The 22,455-nt window shown below is 55.4% G+C and carries 13 protein-coding genes and 1 tRNA gene; 13 read left to right on the top strand and 1 reads right to left on the bottom strand.

Annotation, left to right across the window (positions count from 1 at the left end; translation table 11 throughout):
- Positions 1-185: 185 nt before the first annotated feature.
- The 9 genes from QN085_RS02100 (at position 186) to QN085_RS02070 (ending at position 16,294) form a co-directional block, all read left to right on the top strand.
- Positions 186-3,929, top strand: a complete 3,744-nt coding sequence (locus QN085_RS02100) for a bifunctional diguanylate cyclase/phosphodiesterase (RefSeq protein ID WP_013970577.1) — start codon at positions 186-188, stop codon at positions 3,927-3,929.
- Positions 3,930-3,945: 16 nt separating this feature from the next.
- Positions 3,946-4,022: transfer RNA gene (locus QN085_RS02095), tRNA-Ile, on the top strand.
- Between the two features lie 126 nt (positions 4,023-4,148).
- The gene (locus tag QN085_RS02090) at positions 4,149-5,240 is read left to right on the top strand and encodes a site-specific integrase (RefSeq protein WP_023662785.1); all 1,092 of its coding nucleotides are present in this window, start codon (positions 4,149-4,151) and stop codon (positions 5,238-5,240) included.
- Between the two features lie 206 nt (positions 5,241-5,446).
- Complete coding sequence (locus QN085_RS02085) at positions 5,447-5,665, top strand: helix-turn-helix domain-containing protein (RefSeq protein ID WP_028633554.1); 219 nt, start codon at positions 5,447-5,449, stop codon at positions 5,663-5,665.
- A 5-nt stretch (positions 5,666-5,670) separates the two neighbouring features.
- Positions 5,671-6,564: a helix-turn-helix domain-containing protein gene (locus QN085_RS02080; RefSeq protein WP_174435896.1), complete on the top strand. Its 894-nt coding sequence runs from the start codon at positions 5,671-5,673 to the stop codon at positions 6,562-6,564.
- A gap of 17 nt (positions 6,565-6,581) precedes the next feature.
- Positions 6,582-6,824, top strand: a complete 243-nt coding sequence (locus tag QN085_RS25820; protein WP_161629586.1) for a TraK family protein — start codon at positions 6,582-6,584, stop codon at positions 6,822-6,824.
- Positions 6,825-7,137: 313 nt separating this feature from the next.
- Positions 7,138-7,458: a plasmid mobilization protein gene (locus QN085_RS25905; RefSeq protein ID WP_404691356.1), complete on the top strand. Its 321-nt coding sequence runs from the start codon at positions 7,138-7,140 to the stop codon at positions 7,456-7,458.
- A 317-nt stretch (positions 7,459-7,775) separates the two neighbouring features.
- Positions 7,776-15,275, top strand: coding sequence for a CHC2 zinc finger domain-containing protein (locus tag QN085_RS02075; protein ID WP_164842892.1), 7,500 nt, complete (start codon positions 7,776-7,778; stop codon positions 15,273-15,275).
- Positions 15,276-15,832: 557 nt separating this feature from the next.
- Positions 15,833-16,294 (top strand): Lrp/AsnC family transcriptional regulator, encoded by a 462-nt coding sequence (locus tag QN085_RS02070; protein WP_013970574.1) that lies wholly within the window; start codon positions 15,833-15,835, stop codon positions 16,292-16,294.
- A gap of 13 nt (positions 16,295-16,307) precedes the next feature.
- Here QN085_RS02070 and QN085_RS02065 read toward each other — a convergent pair whose 3' ends face one another.
- Positions 16,308-16,598: a hypothetical protein gene (locus tag QN085_RS02065; protein WP_023661772.1), complete on the bottom strand. Its 291-nt coding sequence runs from the start codon at positions 16,596-16,598 to the stop codon at positions 16,308-16,310.
- 611 nt (positions 16,599-17,209) lie between these two features.
- On the opposite strand from QN085_RS02065, the gene QN085_RS02060 reads away from it, so the two are divergent.
- From QN085_RS02060 to pqqA, 4 genes are all read left to right on the top strand, one after another.
- Positions 17,210-18,892, top strand: coding sequence for a flavin monoamine oxidase family protein (locus QN085_RS02060; protein ID WP_013970572.1), 1,683 nt, complete (start codon positions 17,210-17,212; stop codon positions 18,890-18,892).
- A gap of 14 nt (positions 18,893-18,906) precedes the next feature.
- Positions 18,907-19,701, top strand: coding sequence for a carbon-nitrogen hydrolase family protein (locus QN085_RS02055; RefSeq protein WP_013970571.1), 795 nt, complete (start codon positions 18,907-18,909; stop codon positions 19,699-19,701).
- A 157-nt stretch (positions 19,702-19,858) separates the two neighbouring features.
- Entirely contained in the window at positions 19,859-22,159 is a 2,301-nt protein-coding gene (gene pqqF / locus QN085_RS02050; RefSeq protein ID WP_041506293.1) for a pyrroloquinoline quinone biosynthesis protein PqqF, read from the top strand.
- A 158-nt stretch (positions 22,160-22,317) separates the two neighbouring features.
- Positions 22,318-22,389, top strand: coding sequence for a pyrroloquinoline quinone precursor peptide PqqA (gene pqqA / locus QN085_RS02045; RefSeq protein ID WP_003243383.1), 72 nt, complete (start codon positions 22,318-22,320; stop codon positions 22,387-22,389).
- The last annotated feature ends 66 nt before the right edge of the window (positions 22,390-22,455 follow it).

Raw genomic sequence — 22,455 nt, 5'->3', positions numbered from 1 at the left:
TTTTCTTTTCCGGCCCTGCGCGATCCCTGTGGGAGCCGGCTTGCCGACGATGGGCTGCGCAGCAGCCCCATTTCCTCATTACCTCCCCCTTCCGACAGCCAGAACACAAAGCCCGTCCTTCCACCGCACACCTACAGCAATGCCCGTCTACACTCGACTTCATACCACTTGAATGTGAGGCCGCTATGCCGCTGATGCCGGCCATCCTGTTGCTGCTCCTGATTTTGTGGAACACAGCGGCCGGCGCCCTGACCCTGACAGACGAGGAGAAAGCCTGGTTGGCTGCCCACCCGCAGCTAAGCCTGGGTGTAGACGCCTCTTGGCCACCGTTCGAGTTTCGCGACCAGGAGGGCCGGTACCAGGGATTGGCCGCCGATTACATCGCCACGATCCAGCAACGCCTGGGCGTGACGCTCAAACCGGTCGAACCCAGCAGCTGGACCGAGGTACTGGCGCAAGCACGCGAAAGCCGCATCGACCTGCTGCCCGGCATCATGTCCACCCCCGAACGCCAAGGCTACCTGGCCTTCACCCGGCCGTACCTCGACTTCCCCATCGTAATCCTCGCCCATAAAGGCGGTGCACAGCCGCGCAACCTGGACGACCTTTACGGCCTGAAGATCGCCGTGGTCGAAAACTACGCCCCGCACGAACTGCTGCGCACCCACCACCCAGACCTCAACCTGGTGGCTCTACCTAACGTCAGCTCCACCCTGCAGGCCCTGGCCACCGACGAAGTGGACGCCGTGGTCGGTGACCTCGCTTCAAGCATCTGGAGCCTGCGCCAGCTCAAGCTCGACGGCCTCTACGTCAGCGGCGAAACGCCCTACCGCTACCAACTGGCCATGGCCGCCCCGCGCGACAAGAAAGTACTGGTCGGCATACTCGACAAAGTGATAGCCGACATGAGCAGCAGCGAAGTCAGCCAGATCCAGCAACGCTGGGTGGGCAATGTGGTCGACCAACGGATGTTCTGGTCGGACCTGCTGGTGTATGGCCTGCCCACGGTGCTGGTATTGATGGCCGTGCTGGCAGCGGTCATCCGCATCAACCGCCGGCTCAGTTCGGAAATTTCACGGCGCATCGCCCTGGAGCAGGAACTGCGCAGCAGCGAGTACCACTATCGCAGCCTGGTCGAGAGCCTGTCCGCCATAGCCTGGGAGGCCGACGCCAACGACTTCACCTACAGCTACGTCTCGCCCCACGCAGAAGGCTTGCTCGGCTACCCATTGGCCGACTGGCTCAAACCTGGCTTCTGGCGCAGCATCCTGCACCCGGAGGATGCCCTCTGGGCCCAGGCCTACTGCGACAGCGAGACTGCCGCCGGCCGCGACCACAGCCTCGACTACCGGGTGATCAGAGCCGATGGCCAGCCACTGTGGGTACGCAACATCGTCAGCATGATCGAGCATGGCCACCAGCCGGTGATGCGTGGCCTGATGATCGACATTAGCGAGACCAAGCGCACCGAGGACGCCCTGCGCCTGTCCGAACAGAAGTTCGCCTCGGTGTTCCAGCAGTGCCCCGACATCCTGCTGATCGCCCGCCACAGCGACGGCTGCCTGCTGGAGGTGAACGAGGCCTTCGAAGAGCAGATCGGCCTCACCCCGAACCAGGTAATTGGCCGCACCGCCACCGAACTCAACCTGTGGGGCGTCGAAGGCGACGGCCCGCGGCTGCTCGAACGCCTGCACCAAGGCGGTATCCGCAACCTGGAAATGAGCTTCCGCCGCAGCAACGGCCAACTCTTCACCGGCCTGACCTCGGCCGAAACCTTTGAACTCGACGGCAACCTCGCGTTCGTGGTGGCGGTACGCGATATCAGCCAGCTCAAGGAAACCCAGGAGCAGCTACAAACCTCGGAAGAGAAATTCGCCAAGGCCTTCCATGCCTCGCCCGATGGCCTGCTGCTGTCACGCCAGAGCGACGGTTTGCTGCTCGAAGTGAACGAAGGCTTCTGCCGCCTGACCGGCTATGACCTCAGCCCGACCATCGACCAGACCTCGCTGGACCTGGGCATCTGGGTCGACCTCAACGAGCGCAAGCGTCTGGTCCAACAGCTAAACCGCGACGGCTTCGTACGCGACTTCACGTGCCACCTGCGCCGCAGCGACGGGCAGATTCGCCTCTGCGAACTCTCTGCACGGCCGCTGCCGATTGCTGGCGACGACTGCATACTGACCATCGCCCGCGACATCACCGAGCGCCATCTGATGCAGGAAAAGCTGCAGCTGGCCGCCACCGTGTTCGAGAACACCGCCGAAGGCGTGCTGATCACCGACATCGACCAGCACATTAGTGCCGTAAACCGCGCCTTCAGCGAAATCACCGGTTACAGTGAGATCGAAGCCCTCGGCCAGACCCCACGCCTGCTCGCCTCCGGCCAGCACGACAGTGCGTTCTATGCCGCCATGTGGCACCAGCTGACCGATGAAGGCCATTGGCAAGGCGAGATCTACAACAAGCGCAAGAACGGCGAACTGTACCCCGGCTGGCTGACCATCAGCGCCGTGCGCAACAGCGAGCGCGAGATTACCCACTTCGTCGCTGTGTTCGCCGACATCTCCAGCCTCAAGCACGCCCAGGCCAAGCTTGACTACCAGGCCCACCACGATCCACTGACCGGCCTGCCCAACCGTGCCCTGTTCGAGAACCGCCTGCAGGCCGCGCTCACCTGCGCGCAGGTCTCCAACCGCAAGGGCGCGGTGCTGTTCCTTGACCTCGACCGTTTCAAGCACATCAACGACAGCCTCGGCCACCCAGTCGGCGATCTGCTGCTCAAGGGCATCGCCCAACGCTTGAAGGAGCAGGTGCGTGATGTCGACACCGTGGCCCGCCTGGGTGGCGATGAGTTCATCATCCTGCTGCCCGGCCTGCACAAACCCAGTGACGCCAGCGCCATCGCCAACAAGCTGCTGACCTGCTTCAACGCGCCGTTCCAGGCTGGCGAGCATGAGTTCTTCACAAGCGCCAGCATCGGCATCAGCCTTTATCCACAGGACGGCACCGACGTTGCCACACTGATTCGCAACGCCGACGCCGCCATGTACCGCTCCAAGGCCAAGGGCCGTAACCGCGTCGAAGCCTACACCCTCGACCTCACCGCCCAGGCCAGCGAACGCATCGCCCTGGAGCACGAACTGCGCCGCGCCATCGAACGCAACGAACTGAGCCTGTGCTTCCAGCCCAAGCTCAGCCTCAAGACACAGAGCCTGGTCGGTGCCGAAGCGCTGATACGCTGGAGCCACCCGACCTTTGGTGAAGTGCCGCCAGAGCACTTCATTCACCTGGCGGAAGAGAACGGCACCATCCTCCAGATCGGTGACTGGGTACTGGAGCAGGCCTGCCGGCAGATGCAGGCGTGGAAGATGCACTACGAACCCTTCGGCCCGTTGTCGATAAACCTCGCCGGCGCCCAGCTGCGCCATCCCCATCTTGCCAGGCGCATCGAACAGTTGCTGAAGCACTACCAGCTCACAGCCGGTGACCTGCAGCTGGAAATCACCGAAAACTTCATCATGAGCCAGGCAGAGGAAGCCTTGGCCGTGCTGTACCAGCTGAAGAAACTGGGCGTGCAACTGGCCATCGACGATTTCGGCACCGGTTATTCATCGCTGAGCTACCTCAAGCGCCTGCCGCTGGACATTCTCAAGATCGACAAGTCGTTCATCCGCGGGCTGCCCGACGATCCTCATGACGCCGCCATCGCCCGCGCCATCATCGCCTTGGGCCGCAGCATGCAGCTGACCATCATTGCCGAGGGCGTGGAAAACCAGGCCCAGCAACGGTTCCTGGCGGCAGAAGGCTGTGAGCAGATCCAGGGCTACATCGTCAGCCTGCCCCTACCCCCGGACGAGTTCGCGGCGACGTTTCTTCGCATAGCACTATCGGATCTTTCAGATGGCACAGGTGCGAAACCCTCGTTATAATCCGGCCACTTACTGAGGGCCTATAGCTCAGTCGGTTAGAGCAGAGGACTCATAATCCTTTGGTCCACGGTTCGAGTCCGTGTGGGCCCACCATACTCAAAGCCGCGCACTGCGCGGCTTTCGTGTTTTTGGCGGAACCACCTCAGATACAGTCCTATGGTCTAAAGGTACAAATTAGGTACAGTGCGGCTTCGCTTGCACGCCTTTGGAGTCCTTCAGATGGCTACAATCGTCAAAACCCCTGCCGGCACCTGGAAGGCCGTTATCCGCAAGACCGGATGGCCGACCAATGCCAAAACCTTCCGCACTAAACGCGACGCTGAGGATTGGTCACGACGCACCGAAGACGAGATGGTGCGCGGTGTGTACATCCAGCGCAGCGGCTCCGAGCGCATGACGCTTGAAATAGCGCTCAAGCGCTACCTGACCGACATTACACCTACAAAGAAGCCTACAACTCAACGCGGTGAGATCTCCAAGGCTAAAAAGCTAACGGAGCATCTGGGCAAGTATTCTCTCGCAGCCCTTTCCGCTGAAACCATTGCCAACTATCGCGACAAGCGCCTTAACGAGCCAGGCCGCGCAGGCACGACCAGCAACAACACCGTTCGCCTGGAGCTGGCTCTACTGAGCCACGTTTTCACGGTCGCGATCCAAGAATGGGGGCTGGGCCTGACGTTTAACCCCGTGTTGAATATACGCAAGCCAAGCCCCGGGGAGGGTCGCAATCGTAGACTCTCGCCGGATGAGGAACGGCGGCTGTTCGCAGAGGTGAATCGGCATAGCAATCCAATGCTTGGGTGGATCGTTGGCATCGCTCTGGAAACTGGTATGCGCTCAGGTGAAATCGCGTCGCTACGCAGACCTCAGGTGGATACAGAGCGACGCATCGTAAGACTCGTTGACACGAAAAATGATGGTCAACGAACTGTGCCACTGAGCAAGCGAGCGACTGCGCTTTTCAAAGCCGCGATGATGAATCCCGCTCGCCCTAGCGATTGCAATCTGGTGTTTTTTGGTGAACCTGGGAAGGACGGGAAACGTCGCCCCTATGCGTTCACAAAAATCTGGGGGCTACTGGTCAAGAAACTACAGCTATCCGACTTCAGATTTCACGACTTGAGACATGAGGCGGTAAGCCGCCTTGTGGAGGGCGGTCTCTCCGACCAGGAGGTATCGAGCATCAGCGGCCACAAATCAATGCAAATGTTGAAAAGATATACGCACTTACGCTCCGAGGATCTAGTTGCCCGACTAGATAGCATGTCAAAAAGAAAGAAAAGTTTAGCTAAACTCCAAAAGGAAGTTTAGCTAAAGTCCTTAGCTCTTTTATCGCGACCCACAAGCTGAAAATAAATTTTAGCCGCTAAAAAACCACAACCCTGGAAAAGTTTAACTAAAAAACCAAGAGGCACTATAGCTAAACTTTTTCACCGTCAAGTGGAGTTTGAAAAAATACTTTTAAAAATCGCGCTAGGTGTCATAGGATATCCGAAATTAAGCGGAGGACACCTAACATGACCACGGAAGAATACATACGCGACTTATTCTCTGGGGCTCCACTTTTGTCCCTTGAGCAGCTTGCAGAGGTATTACATAGAAGCAAGGACGGCCTGAGAATCAGCCTGAGTGGCGACAATGAGGTATCGAGAAAATTTCTTCCTTGCAAGGTCAGAATTGGCAGAAGGATTTACTTTAGAACCGCAGATGTAGCCAAGGTTCTCGAGCAGGGCTGACGACGATGTCTATATCCCTAATTGTAAAAAGGAAGGTATCCAGTCATTTCACAATTATCCCTAACGATGTAATAAATGACAAAAACCTAAGCTGGAAATCGTTAGGATTATTGGTGAAATTGCTGTCCCTACCCCCAGGCTGTTCATACCTGACAATGGAATCGCTATCCAAGAAAAATGGCACTGGTGCAGCCGCAACCAGGAGCGGCCTGCATGAGCTTGAGACCGCTGGCTATTTGAGCATCGAGCGCACCCACGACTCCCGAGGTCGATTCGCAAAAACGGTGTGGCATATCTCTGACGAACCATCTGAAAGGACCGACTCTGCACCATATTGCGAAAATCCAAAGATGGATAATCCGAAGACGGATCAGCCGCATCTGGAGAAACAAGCACATATAAATACTAAACAAACAATAAAACCAAAAAATAAAAAAACTACTACGTCACTCGACTCAGCCCTAGAGGCCGGGGATCCACCACTGCGGTTGGCGGCATTGGTCTCCGCGGAAACCAGGAGCCAGATTTTCAAGGCGCTGGAGCTGGTTGCACCCGTGGACCAGCAGCGGATGCTGAACGAGCTCTCAGCTGCCATCAAAGCAGGATCGATCAAAACCACAGCGATAAGGTGGTTCCACGGAGTGATCAAGCGATATCGAGATGGCAGTTACAACTTCAAGGATCAATCCTCTGCATGGGAGCCAACTAGCGCCGATAACGCGCCCCCAAGGACCCCGACAGCAACTCCGAGAGAAAGCCCCTCAACTGTCAAGAACGAGGGTCGGTCTACCGTAGGAAAGGAATATTTAAAGAAGTTAAAGATAAATAGGTCTAGCTCTGGCTTATCACCAGTTCGGATTTTGACAGTTGAGGGGCCAGAGCCTAGCTCTGAGACATAGTCGTCCAGGAGGTTGAAATGAAGCCACTTACTGTACGGATCGCGGAACGAGTAGCCGCAACCTATCCGCCCTCAAGCCCTGCTACCAACTTGGCCCAGTTCATCTTGCTACGCGAGGATATTTTGCAAGCGATTGCAGGTGGTTGGTCTTTGTTAGGAATATGGACGACCTTGCATGATGAGGGATCTATCGACTTTGGCTATCAAGCATTTCGTCGCTACGCCAAGAGATTGCTACCCGTACACTGCGGCGTTCAATAGCTATTGCACACCGTTGCTGAGCCGAACAATCGTTGCCCAGGCGTTCAATACTCGATCACTGCCGTTGTTTCAGCGATCACGTCATAGCTGAACGCTGTAGCAACCCTATTGTTTACCCGAGGTCGCTGCTGACACTCATGCCAGCCATACGAATATTCAGGGCAAGACAGGTGAAGTTAGCTAACCGACAAGTCGGCTATCTAATTTCACTCTCGCGTATTCGCGCCTTCGGCGCTCAATGCTGTCTTGCTCTGCGAGGCAGTCGCTGCCGCGACTCTGTGAACACCAAAGAGTGGTCAGACCATGAACCGCAATGAAGCTGAGAGATACACGTAAACACGGAAAGCATTTACGTGTGCCGGTATTACCGAGTGAGGAGCTAACCATTAAAGAAAACGCATCCAAGGCGAGCCTGACGGTCGCTGAGTACCTGCGGCGGCTGAGCCTTGGCTATGAGATTACAAGCACGCTCGCCTCTGCGCGGACGCCTCATGGTCGACCATCCTCATTCTCGATTCCAAAGATAAAATCTGCTCCCTGTGCCTCCACGAACATCACGTCCCTGAAGACCCGATGCGCTCCACATGGAACAAACGTTTTGACATCTGCTTTCCACAGCTCCTCCAACTCGTAATCTGGGATTTTTCAAGCTAAGCGCGGTGTTGAAGCCGCATAAGCCGTCGCTGCCCGGTGAGCATGATTCATTGAGCGCTCCTCCTTTGTGAGCCGCTTTGCCCACTTGACCCTACCCCCTGGGATGTAGGTGAACGCAACTGAATTCTGTATGCCGCTAGGTCAAACCGCGCTGGCTTGATCGGCAAGACCAGGAGCAATAGACCTCCAGGCTGAAGTCAGCGATAGAAGGTGACATGGGCGACCGACAGATATGAAGATATGATGGCTCTGGCAGCATCTCTGCCCACCATCAGGTCCACATCGAAAGGAGTCGGAATGCCCCGTATCAACGTTGAGAAATTGCTGCTTGAGATCGAAATCGACAAGGTGGCAGAAAGATTAGGGATGGCGCTCAGGAGCGAGTCCGCTACGCGCAAGCTTACGCTGTGCCCGTTCCATGACGATAAAACTCCTTCCCTTCTGATTGATACGAGCAGAGATAACTCTGGACAGCACTATCACTGCTTTGCCTGCGGTGAACATGGAGATGCAATAGATCTTGTGAAGGGAGTCCTTCATATCGATTTCAAAGGAGCACTAGAGTGGCTTTCCCCAAACTCTACTACCGTTCCGGTAAACAGGACAAGAAAAAACAAAGGTATGCAGCCCGAGCTGCCAGAAGGCACGGGGCTTGCGCAAGCTTACAAACTATACCAATTAAGCAATGATAAGCCAAAACTAGCTAAATGGGTAGCTGATCGCAAATTTGATATAGCTTTCATGGAAGATGCGGGCTTCATATACGCACACAAAAACTCACTATCTAAACATGTCTCCTCAAAAAAAGACTTTGGATCAAGACGTGAGCTAGCAGCAACATTGGAAGATGCAAACTTAATACGCAAAATACTTCCAAACTCAGGCTACCAAACCTACCACCTAAATCTACAATCAAGTCACGACAACAATTACATAGACTTCTTTGCAGGCGATCGAATCGTATTCCCGATAAGAGACGATCAAAAAAGAATCCTGGGAATTGCTGCCCGTGCGGTAGATGAGCAGCCAGCAAAATATCTATTTTCAAAAAACTTTCCAAAATCCAAGGCCATCTTTAGAATAGAGCAAGCTACAACCACACTCAAAGCCCTAGTAAAGCGAGGCGAAACAAATCTACGCTTATATATTTGCGAGGGATTTTTTGACGCTCTCAGATTGGAAAGCTTGGGACTTCCTGCAGTAGCAGTAATGGGAACCTCTATTAGCAAAGAACAAATTCAAATTATCAAAAGACTAAGCGACACGCTCCCTTCAAAGCTAGCCTCTTTGACAATCTGTATTTGTTTTGATCGAGATGAAGCGGGATTAAGAGGAGCATCCGAGGCTGTCCTGAAATTTTTAGGCGCCAACTTTGATGTGCTATTCATATGGCCTACTACCTCTCAACTTACAAGCTTAGACCATCCAAACACAAGCATAAAAGATCCCGACGAATATTTGAGAAATCTGTCCGCGTCGCAGGTCAATTCACTTATCGAAGTTTCCACCTATGGTCCCGTAGTAGCAGTACTAGCAAATCAGTTTGGTGTCCATGCCGACGAACTGCTTGAAAACCCAAAATGGAACAGCGCCGCCCGCTCTCGGAAGTACAGATCATTTGAAAAAACCCGCGCTGAACTTCGGAAGGTTTTAGGTAACTCCCACTCCCGACTAAATGAGCCATTTGCAAATGACCGAACAGACTTTGACTCGGCTGCTCAAACAGAATGGATTGATTTCTTAAGTGTTGACATTGCGACTGAAGCCGCTTCTTCGGAATGCTACCTTACCAACTCAGGCACTAGACTAAACCACGCTCGACTGCTCGCCTATATGGGCTCCAGGAGAGGAGAGTTGCCCTGCGAGGAATCAAAATGGGAGAGGTTGGACATTGCGGCGAGCGCATTCAACCTATTACTCACTGAACGCTTGGCTAACGAAATACATGGCCCCATCGACCCGTTTGAAGCGGTATGGGTGCCGAGGTCTTTCGGTGCAGAGGAGCCGAGATTAAAGGTAATGCCTCAACCTGAGGATTTAATAGCGCATCAGTACATACTAAATGAGCTACTTACAGAACGCTGGGATGCTTCCGCTCTCGGCACTACAGCTTTCAGTCAGTGTATTCCAGCTGTCCGCTATTACCGTGAAGAAAGAAAAACTGTTACAACAGGAATATCCAACCCCTCCAATGAAACCCAACCTTTCACACTTGAAAAGACGTTAAGTTTCGCCTATCAAATCGATATGGAGGTCATTGAGGGCAGGCAGCCAGCTACAGATCAGGGAATGTTCCGTCCGTTCCTGGAATGCTGGCGAGATTTCATGCAGTCCCTTAAAAATCAAGCCAAAGAAATAAGTTATGTGCACGTTATCCGTTTAGATGTCAGTCGATATTACGACCGCATCCGCAGACACGTCGTAAGAGATAGCATTCAACCATTTATACAACAAGCTTTGGAAACTGTTGCTGATAATGCACCGGCTTTTGCTGAGCTCATGAAAATACAAGCCGCTGCAGATCAAGCAGCAGACAAATCTGCGATAATTGTCGAACAACTATGTGACATGCTCTTTGGCTACCCCTACCTTAGCCCGGAGAATGGGAGAACTAATAAATCAGACCCTTTACGCGGTATTCCTCAAGGTCCAGTAATCTCAGCATGGTTAGGTTCAGTAGCTTTATTTCCAGTAGATCTCGCGGCACTGGAAATGATGAACAAATACAATGTAGACGGGGAAACTCATCTCGGGTATGCAAGGTATGTAGATGACATAGTCTTGTTAGCTAGCAGCTCCGTACTTCTTGAGGAGCTGAGAGAGATAGTTGATCAGAAAACTCGGAGCTTAGACCTGGCGTTGGTCGCGAAAGCCGACGCTATTCCGCCAATGTCTGCTGATGAGTTTGCAGATTATGCAAATCAAGGGCGAGCTTTAGAGGCGTCTGGTCCGGCCTGGGAACCACCCTTGGCGGGCGATGGTGAAGCGGGGTGGGAGTTCTGGTCAGGAACTCCCCCTTCAGATAGACAATCTGCGCTGCAGTTGCTATCAAACTGGGAGATATACAAAAGCCCAGTAGAAATAATCTTGCAAACAGTAAAAACTTCTTTTCTGGCGATGGATTTGCGTTCTAGCGAGCTTGCAAAAGGAGCAAGGCTCATCTGGTACGTTGTAGCATCCGACCTCCTCTTAGCTGACATTGATCCAAGCGATGCTGCAGACTTAGCATGGGAACTTTATGATCGCTATTGGAAGGAATGTACCGAAGAATGTGGATGGCAGTTAAACCCGGATAGTTTCGGATGGGAAGCACCAAATCTTTTCGCACTTGAGGGACTGGAAAAGCTCATAGATCATAAAAATAGCCTGCAATCAGGTTTAACTGCTTCAGAAAACTCACTTCGGCACAAACGTATCTCTTTTCTAGCTAAAACCGTGCTTGGAGAGCGGTTCAAACTGCATGCTCTTGAAAGCGATTCTAAGCTTAAGCACCAGATAGATAAAAGACTAGATCTCCTCGAATGGAAAGCGTCGAAATCGTGCGGAGTACCGGTCCGTAGAACTAAATCCTACGCTGAGCGATCAATGTATATTCGCTCCTGGCAACCCTTCAACTGGTTCCATGCCGCAGTGGAAGATTTCATGCTCGCGGATCAGGCCAGCGGTTCCGACCCATTGAGTTCATATGTCACTCAGTACCAATCTATAGCCAAGAGCATCAGACCTAATCACGCCGAGTCTTATAACTTCTTCCGGTATTTACTGCCATCCGATGGCAACGATAGCGATCTTGAGTTTTTCTCAAAAACAGAGAACCGATACTCTGGCTTAGCAATTCAGATTTTGGTCGCATTGGTCCCCCGGGAAAGCATAATACAGATCCTCTCAAATAGAGCGTGTTTACTCTGCCCTCTAGAAGCTGGCAGCAAATTATTAGTCATGCCCCCTCTTCCTGGCATCAATCAGCAACGTATAGTCGCTTGCCAGATCGATAGTTCCGCAGAAAACAAAATCAAAAAAATCAGCTCGTTTGAGTGTTATGAAATAAATGCAACCAAACCCAATACCACACTTTTAGAATTTTTTGGCGCAGATGCTGCGGGCGTGGCTGTGTATACACCCACATGGGACACCGATGCCCAAACTCAATCCGCTATACTTAGATCAACATCAAAAGCTCCGAAAAAACTCGTGCTGGAGATATTCGAGAAACCGTCTACCGGCATTCCTTCCGCAATTCAAGGATTAAAGCACGTAGCCTCGCTATATAGAGCCCTTGTGGTGATAATGGCTGAATACGAGAGGCAAAATGATAGTTTAGAACTCATACCTGCTTGGCCATACCTTGCCACAGATACGACATCTGGGCGCTGCTACCTAATTTGTGAGGGCGTAGCAAAAGGAGAGGTAGGAAACCGCGCATTTGTAAGAGACGGGGGGCGGGCCCTCAGAACCATTGAGATACCGATATACGAAGCCCAATTATGGCGGGCAGGGGTTGCACTCAGCGACTACCTAGGCTTGCACGACGACATTGCCAAATTTAGCTCCTCCGAATCCGAAATACCTTTAGATGAGACAACGCTAGCCGCGCCCTCTCAGTACGTGCTACGAAGCCAACTTCGTAAACTAAGGGGCGCCTTTGCCAACTCACAAATCGGGCGACGCGTTATGCCCCCAAGTTTTCTTCCGGCAAGTGTTGAGCGTGCACTTGAATTATTGGAGTGTTTCCCGGAAGATTCAGATAGTGAAAAGATGCAGCTAATGCATTTGCTTGCTACCGAAACTGAAACTGCGGGAATGCGCGTCCGCTATGAGAAAAACATTGAAGTAACAGAGCTTACGGTATTTCTACGTGCGGTAGCCGATAGAGTTCTAACGAAACTACCCTTGAGCATAGGCGAGGAAATTGCTGCACCGACTAAAGCAGTCGATGACCTGAGGAGAGATCTGAGTGGAGTCTTGACCCTTGCCAGAAGTATATGGTCGATGGATGAAGAAGAAAAACTCTCTCCAATTTTTGCGTGGAAAATTTTTCGAGCTGGAGTTGTATGCATTGGTATAACTGTTGCTCTACGGGGGATTATAGCCTCATTAAGAAGTCACGGAGGGTTCGCACGCTTTGAAGGATTCGATTTCCCAGCGGAATGGGAGCTTCCCCCTGCCGCAGCAGTTTTATCCGAATCTGGGGCAATAGATAAAACTGGTGATGAGAATGTAAGCCTACTCGACCAACTCCGGGTACTCGTATCACATCTCGGGCACCGAATGAGGTTGGACGACGACGGCAAGCCACAAATCTCAGAAGAAATCAGCACCGAGATAAGAAAACACGCTACAGCACTAGCGGGCCTCACTACTAAAGACTCAACTACGGTGGATGCAAGCGACTGGCCTTTCTTTGATATTGGCGAAAAAGCTTTCGACACCCTTAATATAGAATTACTGGAGAGCATCTGCGGCCTAATCAAAAACTTAGATTCCGCGCTTGGACTCCAAGTAATTTTGGTTACGCAACAATCATACGGCTTCAATGCTCAATCCAAACGCTTCATTGACTCAAGAGGTCTTGCATGGGATATAAAGCCATGGATGATTTCGCAATATCCATTGCGTGCCCGCCGCGTTGAGGAGTGTTTTGATCAAGACGGTAGAATCGTACGCGTATGGAGCGAGATTTACGACAAAAACAGTCAACGTCTGCTTTCTATCTCAGTACTGGGTGAACCGTTCGCATCAATTGCGCTACACAAGGACTTGCAATCACTTTGTGGCGAGGCCAAAAATGTAGATCACAAGCACAACATTGCGTCAGCCCCTAGCCAGCAGGGTATTGAAGGCGTATCTATAGATATCTCGCCGGATCTTGACGCGATTGAAAATAGGACGGGAACTGGAACCGAGTCGGAGGCTGCTTTCGCTGCCCCACAACCAACACCAACTAGCACTGACGTCAGCGTTGATAAAATAGATACGGGACGCAGTACAACGCGCAATGCCCCTCCCCCGTTCACTGACGCAACGTTCAACTCCCGAAAGAACTCATTTCGGAATAGCCAGCTAAATGCTTGGAGTGATAGAAAATCTAACAAGAACCCTGCTCATGTTCGTGTAGCTATATTGCAGTGGGACCAAGAACTGAGCTATGCACACCCGATGGTGGAGACCACCCCTCAAAAATGGCCTTTCAGTTCTGCGTGTAAGACAGCAGTATTAAAAGAACTAAAAGGGATAAATAGCTCTTCCTATCAAGCACTTTTAAATGCAACTGAATCTGCCGGCCAAAACCATCTATGGATTAACGAAAATGTTTCCCTACCCAGCTGGGGCGAGCTTCGTCGACGGCGATTATTGCTCAACGCAGTAAATGCATGCCAGTCATTTGGTGTGGATTTACTGATACTTCCTGAATACTCAGTCCGTGCAGAGACTGTTGAGTGGTTAAAAGATGAGTGCTTACCTGGAAAAACAGTAGCCGTTTTAGCAGGAACATATTTAGCTTTCGACTCTCGCCCCCCACTCCTAAAACAAAGCGCGAGCCTCAACCTTTTGTGGCCTGTACCGCGGGATATCGCAGAATGCCTCAAACCGCTCGCACCCACAACAAATGAAGACGCTATATCTTTAAGTGACAAAATTGACAAGGGCATTGTATTGCAATGGGGCAGATCAAAGAAATACCGATCAGTAGCTCTAAATGAGTTCATTCGGCCTGGAACTGATCCTCTCACCCCCCTATTCATGCCCGGAAAAATAATCGATGAATTGAGACGTGCCAATTGGGACCTGGACGCTGATGGCGTTGTTAAACTGTTAGCAAACACAGAGTTACCACTTGCTAATTTCATGGAACTTATATGCTCTGAGATTTTCCTTTTCACGAGCCCCACCAACATTCCAGAGATGGCAAGAGATTATGTTTCAATGTGTACACGATTTGGCTTCGGCGCTGCAGAAACTCAAGCTTGGGCGGATTTAACACTGCTGTCTAAATGGCTTTCGGTCTGTTCCAAGCCTGGTGGAGCCGACTCTAAACGATCAATTTTGATCGTGCCTGCCGCGACCACTCGCACTGCTGATTATTGGATAGCAGGCCAAGCAGGTTTGCTTGCGGCCGGCACTACAACTGTATTTATCAATGGCGTAGGATCTGGACTTAAGGGTGGCAGTTGCTTTATTGGCAGAGAAAGCTGGAAAACAGGGTCAGGCTCTCACGGTTACATTGATACCATTACGCCATACCATGGCTGGTCAAAAGGAATTTACTACAACAGCAAACATGATCCGCTGAGCGAAATCGATCAGGCATTGGTAATCGCAGATATTGATCCTCATAATATGCTTGAAGGCAAGCCTAGACCTCAAATGCTGCCTGTCCCTTTACAGCTAGTGGCATACCTCCCGATCGTTGAAACTGTCGACGAAGCAAGCTTGGACCAGACTCTCTGCGCCGCAGTTCAAGTCGATCATACCAATATCGCCAATAATACTCATAATCAGAGATTGGCTGGACATCTTAAAAGCCGAAACAAATTCTGGCAACTTATCACGCAAAGCATAAGCAAGGATGTCGACAGCGACTTCATCGCTAACTTCAGTAAATATTTTGCTGATGGGAAAGCGATTGTTGAGCGAGCAAATTCTTTCTTCAACAATGGACACCAACAGCCTTTTTCATCGGTAGAGAAGCTTGACCTGCTCTGCTCTCCGGCATTTTATGACTGGTTAGAGGCCGATATGACTTTGCGGGACGGTGAGGCCTTACCTTACATCTCGGTCCCTTCATGGACCAAGTGACTTTGGATAGTTTACGAGCCCCTAGGAAAGAACCTGTCGATAGGGGCTGGTCACATTCCTCGCAGCAGGGTGCTGCTGACAAATGCCGCTAGTATGGCTTTGAGAGCAGACACCTTTTGGCACTCTAGAGCTGGGAGATCGTCAGCATCGTAGAATCATCGGCAGTGAAAATCGGTACAGCTACGGTACGGTACCTAGCTTCTGTAAACTAATTTAAACTACACTCAACGCCATATACTACAGGGCCTCCAGCTATGCCAACCTACGTTCAGCTAAGAACGACTTCACTAGGCATACACGGTCGCCCAGCAACTCATAATCCTTTGGTCCACGGTTCGAGTCCGTGTGGGCCCACCAGATAATCAAAGGCCTACGTTGCAGAACGTAGGCCTTTTTCTTTTCGGCGGTTCTGCCGGATGAAAAAGCTACGGCCGATGTTACATCCTGGGCCAGGCCGACGCGGCAGCTGTAGGAGCGTATCAACATGGCCAACTGTCTACCCTTGCCCTGCTTACCGCAGGCTGGCTAGGCTAGCGGGTCAACCGTAGAGACTCGCCATGTCGGATTCCCGCTCCATCACGCTGGATGAAATCGATCGCCAGCTGATCGCCCTGTTGCAGATAAACGCCCGCGAAAGCGTCGCCACCCTCGCCCGCCAGCTGGGCATCGCTCGTACTACCGTCAACTCGCGTCTGGAGCGGCTGGAGAAGAACAAGGTCATCTCCGGCTATGGCGTGCGCCTGGGCCAGCGGGTTATGGGTGGTGGGCTGCAGGCATATGTGGGGATCAAGGTGCAGCCGCGCTCGGGCAAGGAGGTGGTGCGGCGCCTGAGTGCCATGGGCCAGGTACAGCAACTGTGCGCAGTGAGCGGCGAGTTCGACTATGTGGCCTGGCTGCGTACGGATTCGCCCGAGCAACTGGACCAGTTGCTCGACCAGATCGGCAGCGTCGACGGGGTGGAGAAGACCACCACGTCGATCATTCTTAGCAGCAAGGTGGACCGCGGGCAGCCTTTCTGAACCTGGCTGGCGGTCAGGCCTCCTGGCCGTCGAGCAGGCCTTCCAGAATCGCCGAAAGGCTTTCGGCGGAATGCTGCATCGACCAGACGATGTCACGGCTGCGCTCGGGGGCGTGATGCTGGGCGTAGTCGGTGGCGATCTGATTGAGGCCACGGGCCAGCAGGCAGGCGTGGACCAAGGCGTCTGCAGCGTCGATGCCGGGGCGTATGGCGAATAATGGCGGATGGCTGGATTCGCAGTTGCAGAAGGTTTTTTCTGCGGTGGGTTTCAGTTTTTCGGGTTGGTCGGGTAAGCGGTTGGTCATGGTATAGCCTCCAAATCACAAGGGTGATCGGCGGCCAATCGCATCCTTCTCACGGGAATTGGGTGGCAGCCATGCACGAGGTGAGAACCGGCGAACTTGGAGGCGCGTCCCGGCCAGGCAAAGCCTGCCCGCGCACAGCTGCCATAGCAGTGCGCCTCCAGAACGGTCCGCGGGTTCTCACGCCCGATCGCCGAATTTCCGGCGACCCAGTGAAGTTAACGATGAAGCGATTCCCGCGATGCCAGACCAAGGCGATAGGGGGCGTAGGGTAATTCGTTATTTCCCGGCATGGGTGTAGGCACTGTCTGATCGACCGCATGGCAAGGGCAACACAGCCCCCCTGTGGGAGCGGGTTTACCCGCGAATGCGTCGGTAGATTGACTGCAGCATTCGCGGGTAAACCCGCTCCTACATAGACCGGTTCAACTCTCGATTACTCAATCGCGCTTTTCGTCATAATACCTATGAATACCTTCATTTCGACGACACAAGCTACATTCAGACAACAATCTGCACCTTAATAACGAACACCCCACTCCCTAAAATGGCCTCCAGGCATCTCCTATACTCAGGCTCCGCCCGCTGCGCAGCCTCTCTGGCAAGGTCACTTCATGAACAAGAAAAACCGCCACCCCGCCGATGGTAAAAAACCCGTCACCATCTTCGGCCCGGATTTCCCCTTCGCCTTCGACGACTGGCTGGAACACCCCGCAGGCCTGGGCAGCATCCCGGCCGAGCGCCATGGTGAGGAAGTGGCAATCGTGGGCGCCGGTATTGCCGGCCTGGTGGCGGCCTACGAGCTGATGAAGCTGGGCCTCAAGCCGGTGGTGTACGAAGCATCCAAGCTGGGTGGCCGGCTGCGCTCGCAAACCTTCAACGGCACCGACGGGATCATCGCCGAACTGGGCGGCATGCGCTTCCCGGTGTCGTCCACTGCCTTCTACCACTACGTGGACAAGCTGGGTCTGGAGACCAAACCGTTCCCCAACCCGCTGACCCCGGCCTCGGGCAGCACGGTGATCGACCTGGAAGGCCAGACCTACTACGCCGAAAAACCCACCGACCTGCCCAAGCTGTTCCACGAAGTGGCCGATGCCTGGGCCGACGCGCTGGAAAGCGGTGCCCGGTTCGCCGACATCCAGCAGGCCATCCGCGACCGGGACGTACCGCGCCTGAAAGAGCTGTGGAACAAGCTGGTACCGCTGTGGGATGACCGCACCTTCTACGACTTCGTCGCCACCTCGCGTTCGTTCGCCCAGCTGAGCTTCCAGCACCGCGAAGTGTTCGGCCAGGTCGGCTTCGGCACCGGCGGCTGGGACTCGGACTTCCCCAACTCGATGCTGGAAATCTTCCGCGTGGTGATGACCAACTGCGACGACCACCAGCACCTGGTAGTGGGCGGTGTAGAGCAGGTACCGCAAGGCATCTGGCGCCATGTACCGGAGCGCTGCGTGCATTGGCCGGAAGGCACCAGCCTGAGCGGGCTGCATGGCGGCGCACCGCGTACCGGAGTCAAGCGCATCGCCCGCGCCGCCGATGGCCGCCTGGCGGTCACCGATAACTGGGGCGACACCCGTCACTACAGTGCCGTGCTCGCCACCTGCCAGACCTGGCTGCTGACCACCCAGATCGACTGCGAGGAATCGCTGTTCTCGCAAAAGATGTGGATGGCCCTGGACCGCACCCGCTACATGCAGTCGTCGAAGACCTTCGTCATGGTCGACCGGCCGTTCTGGAAAGACAAAGACCCGGAAACCGGCCGCGACCTGATGAGCATGACCCTCACCGATCGCCTCACCCGCGGCACTTACCTGTTCGACAACGGTGACGACAAGCCGGGGGTGATCTGCCTGTCGTACTCGTGGATGAGCGACGCGCTGAAGATGCTGCCGCACCCGGTGGAAAAACGCGTGCAACTGGCCCTGGACGCACTGAAGAAGATCTACCCGAAGACCGACATCGCCGGGCACATCATCGGCGACCCGATTACCGTTTCCTGGGAGGCCGACCCGCACTTCCTCGGCGCCTTCAAGGGCGCGCTGCCTGGGCACTACCGCTACAACCAGCGCATGTACGCGCACTTCATGCAGCAGGACATGCCTGCCGAACAGCGCGGCATGTTCATCGCCGGTGACGACGTGTCGTGGACGCCGGCCTGGGTGGAAGGCGCGGTACAGACATCGCTGAATGCGGTGTGGGGTATCATGAATCACTTCGGTGGCCGCACCCACCCGGACAACCCCGGCCCAGGCGACGTGTTCGACGAAATCGGCCCGATCGCCCTGCCGGACTGAGACAAGGAGGCAGCATGCGCATCGCTCTGTTCCAGGGCGCACCCAAGCCACTGGACGTGCCCGGCAACCTGCAACGGTTGCGCCACCAGGCGCAACTGGCGGCCGAACGCGGCGCCAGTTTGCTGGTGTGCCCGGAGATGTTCCTGACCGGCTACAACATCGGCCTGGCCCAGGTCGAGCGCCTGGCCGAGGCCGCCGATGGCCCGACGGCCATGGAGGTGGTGGAAATCGCCCAGGCGCACCGCATCGCCATCGTCTACGGGTATCCGGAGCGTGGCGATGATGGCGCGATCTACAACAGCGTGCAGTTGATCGATGGTCACGGCCGCAGCCTGAGCAACTATCGCAAGACCCACCTGTTCGGCGAGCTGGACCGCTCGATGTTCAGCGCAGGTGCCGATCACTTCCCGGTGGTGGAGCTGGATGGCTGGAAGGTCGGCCTGCTGATCTGCTACGACATCGAGTTCCCGGAGAATGCCCGGCGCCTGGCGCTGGACGGTGCCGAGCTGATCCTGGTGCCGACGGCGAACATGTCGCCGTACGACTTCATCTGCCAGGTGACCGTGAGGGCGCGGGCGCAGGAGAACCAGTGCCATCTGGTGTATGCCAACTATTGCGGCTCGGAAGGCGAGATCCAGTATTGCGGGCAGAGCAGCATCGTCGGCCCGGATGGCAGCCTGTTGGCCATGGCCGGGCGGGACGAGTGCCAGTTGCTGGCGGAGCTGGAGCATGAGCGGGTGGTGCAGGGGCGGGCGGCGTTTCCTTACCTGAGCGATCTGCGCCAGGAGCTGCACCTGCGTAAAGGCTGACAGGGGCCGCTGGGCGGCCCATTCGCGGGTAAACCCGCTCCCACAGGGTAAATCACAGGCCTGAAAGCTATGCCGTGCCTGTGGGAGCGGGTTTACCCGCGAAGAGGCCGGCCCTGCAAACAAATGGGTTAGCATGAACACCTGCCCCGGAGTTTCCATGCCTGACGCCACCCGCCACCTCACCCTCGCCAACGGCCTGCAGCTGACCCTGCGCCACGCCCCGCGCCTGAAGCGCTCGGCCGCGGCCCTGCGGGTGCACGCGGGTAGCCACGACACGCCGACCAAATGGCCCGGCCTGGCCCACTTCCTGGAGCACCTGTTCTTCCTCGGCACCTCGCGCTTCCCTCTCGACGACGGCCTGATGCGCTATGTGCAGGCCCTCGGCGGCCAGGTCAATGCCAGCACCCGCGAACGCACCACCGACTTCTTCTTCGAGGTCCCGCCCAGCGCCCTGGCCGGGGGGCTGGAGCGCCTGTGCCAGATGTTGGCCGAACCAGACCTGGGCATCGAGCGCCAACGCCGCGAACGCGAAGTAATCCACGCCGAGTTCATTGCCTGGTCGCGCAACCCTCAGGCCCAGCAGCAGTTCGCCTTGCTGCAATCGGCAGCGCCCGGCCATCCATTGAGCGCTTTTCATGCCGGTAACCGGCATACCCTGGCCTTGCAGGATCCTGCCTTCCAGCAAGCGCTCGGTGGCTTTCACCAGCGCTTCTACCAAGGCGGCCAGGTCACCCTGAGCCTGTGCGGCCCGCAATCGCTGGATGAACTGGAATTGCTGGGCCGGCAGCATGCCAAGCTGTTCGCAACAGGTGAACGGGTGCCACAAGCTCTGCCACCGCCTTTATCGACGTCCGATACGCACCTGCTGTTCAGCCACGAAAACCTGCCGGCAGGTGCCGAGCAGGCCCTTGAGTTGCTCATCGCCTGCCTCGGCGATAGCCGCCCAGGCACCTGGCTGCATGCACTTCGCCAGCGTGGCTGGCTGCAAAGCTTCAAGGCCGAGGCGCTGTATGCCTTCGCCGGGCAGTTGCTGTGGCACATTGACCTGAAGCTGAGCGAGGACGCCTGCCCAGAGGAAGCCGATGCCCTGTTGCAGGGCTGGTTCGGCTTCATCCGCCAGGCCGCCCCTGAGCAATTGAGTGCCGAATTCGAGCTGCTGCAGCAAAGCCGCGAACGCAGCGCTAGCGCGCTTGAGCTGGCCCGCCGGGACAGCGCCGGCCAGCCGTTCAGCGGTTTGGACACACAAGGCTTGCAGGCGCTCCGTGCCCTGCTGGAAGGCCTGCCGGGCCGCGCACATGGGCATTGGCAACTGCCCGCAGTCGACCCCTTGCTCCTGGCCGACTTGCCTGATGCCAGGCCGCACCCGCTGCCAGCGGCACTGAAAGTCAGCGACCAGCTGCCTGGTGCTCGTCAGTACGCGGCGCTGTACCTGCGCTGGCATGTCCCTTCGCCGTTGCGCCAGCGCCTGCATGCGCTGCTCGAACGCGCCTTGCACCCCCTGCAGGAGCGCTGCGAGCGCGTATCGGTGCAGTTGCAGTTCAGTGCCGCTGGCGAATACTGGCAACTTCGCTGCGCCGGGCTGCCGGCAGCGGTACTGCGCACTGTAGACCAAGCCTTGGCGCTGATGCGCAAGCCCCCGGCAGGCAGCTGGCTGCCCAGTTCGACGCAGCCTCCGGCACTGATTCCCATCCGGGCCCTGCTCAAGCAGCTGCCCGACGCCGTGCTGGGCGCCACGCCTGAACCTGCTGCGGCCTGCACCCTGGCACAGACGCATCTCGACAAACTGTGGCAGCAAGCACGCTGGCACGGCCTGGCTGCCGGCTTCGACGATGGCGCCCTGAACGCATTGGGCACCGTGCTGCAGCACTGCCCTGGGCAAGGCTCAGCGCCTGGCCCTCTGCCCGCCTTAGCCAACCACCGTTGGCAACATGCCGAAGTACCCGGCAGTGAGCATGCCCTGCTGCTGTTCTGCCCACTGCCAGCGGCCATGGAAGCCGCTGGCCGCCTGCTCGCGCAGTTGCTGCAAGGGCCGGTTTACCAACGGCTACGGGTAGAACTGCAACTCGGCTATGCGGTATTCAGTACCTTTCGTCAGGTAGAGGGTGTCGGCGGCCTGCTGTTCGGGGTCCAGTCGCCTCATGCCAGCCAGGTACAGATCCTCGACCACCTGCTCACCTTGCTGCGCCAGGGCGTTACCCTGGCCCCTGCCGCTCGTCAGGCCCTGGCCGGGCAATTCGATGAACCGGCGATGGGCAACGCCGAAGTCGCCGAATGGGCGTGGCAGACATTCCTGGCCACACAACCCGGCAGGCTGGATGCGCTGTGCAGGTCTATCCTGAAAACGCGGCAGACGGATCTGGACCAGTTGCTGAACCACTTGCTCGATAAAGATTCCACTTGGCTATGCCTTGCCAACGCAGTCGCACCAGATACTTCCTGGCTGGGTACAAACCCATGATTGTTACGAAAACCGCAACGGAGTTTTCGAATAATTAACCTTTCGGTACAAATTTTTCTTGTAAGATAGCGCAATCCCAACCTTGGGAACCTCCAGCCAATGGCGGTACCCAAGTAGTAGCTGACAAACCCACCCCCTCATCCGGAAGGAGTAATTCCATGTGGACCAAACCTGCATACACTGATCTGCGCATCGGCTTCGAAGTCACCATGTACTTCGCCAACCGCTAAGCCCGGCTTACGGTTCAACGCCTCGGCCTGCCGGGGCGTTTTCGTTTTTTCGCTACGGTTTCTGCA

The organism is Pseudomonas sp. M2(2023), assembly GCF_030263955.1.
Classification (GTDB): Bacteria; Pseudomonadota; Gammaproteobacteria; order Pseudomonadales; family Pseudomonadaceae; genus Aquipseudomonas; species Aquipseudomonas asiatica.
Note: the sequence above shows the minus strand (reverse complement) of the source record. Positions and strands in the feature narration are given on the sequence as shown.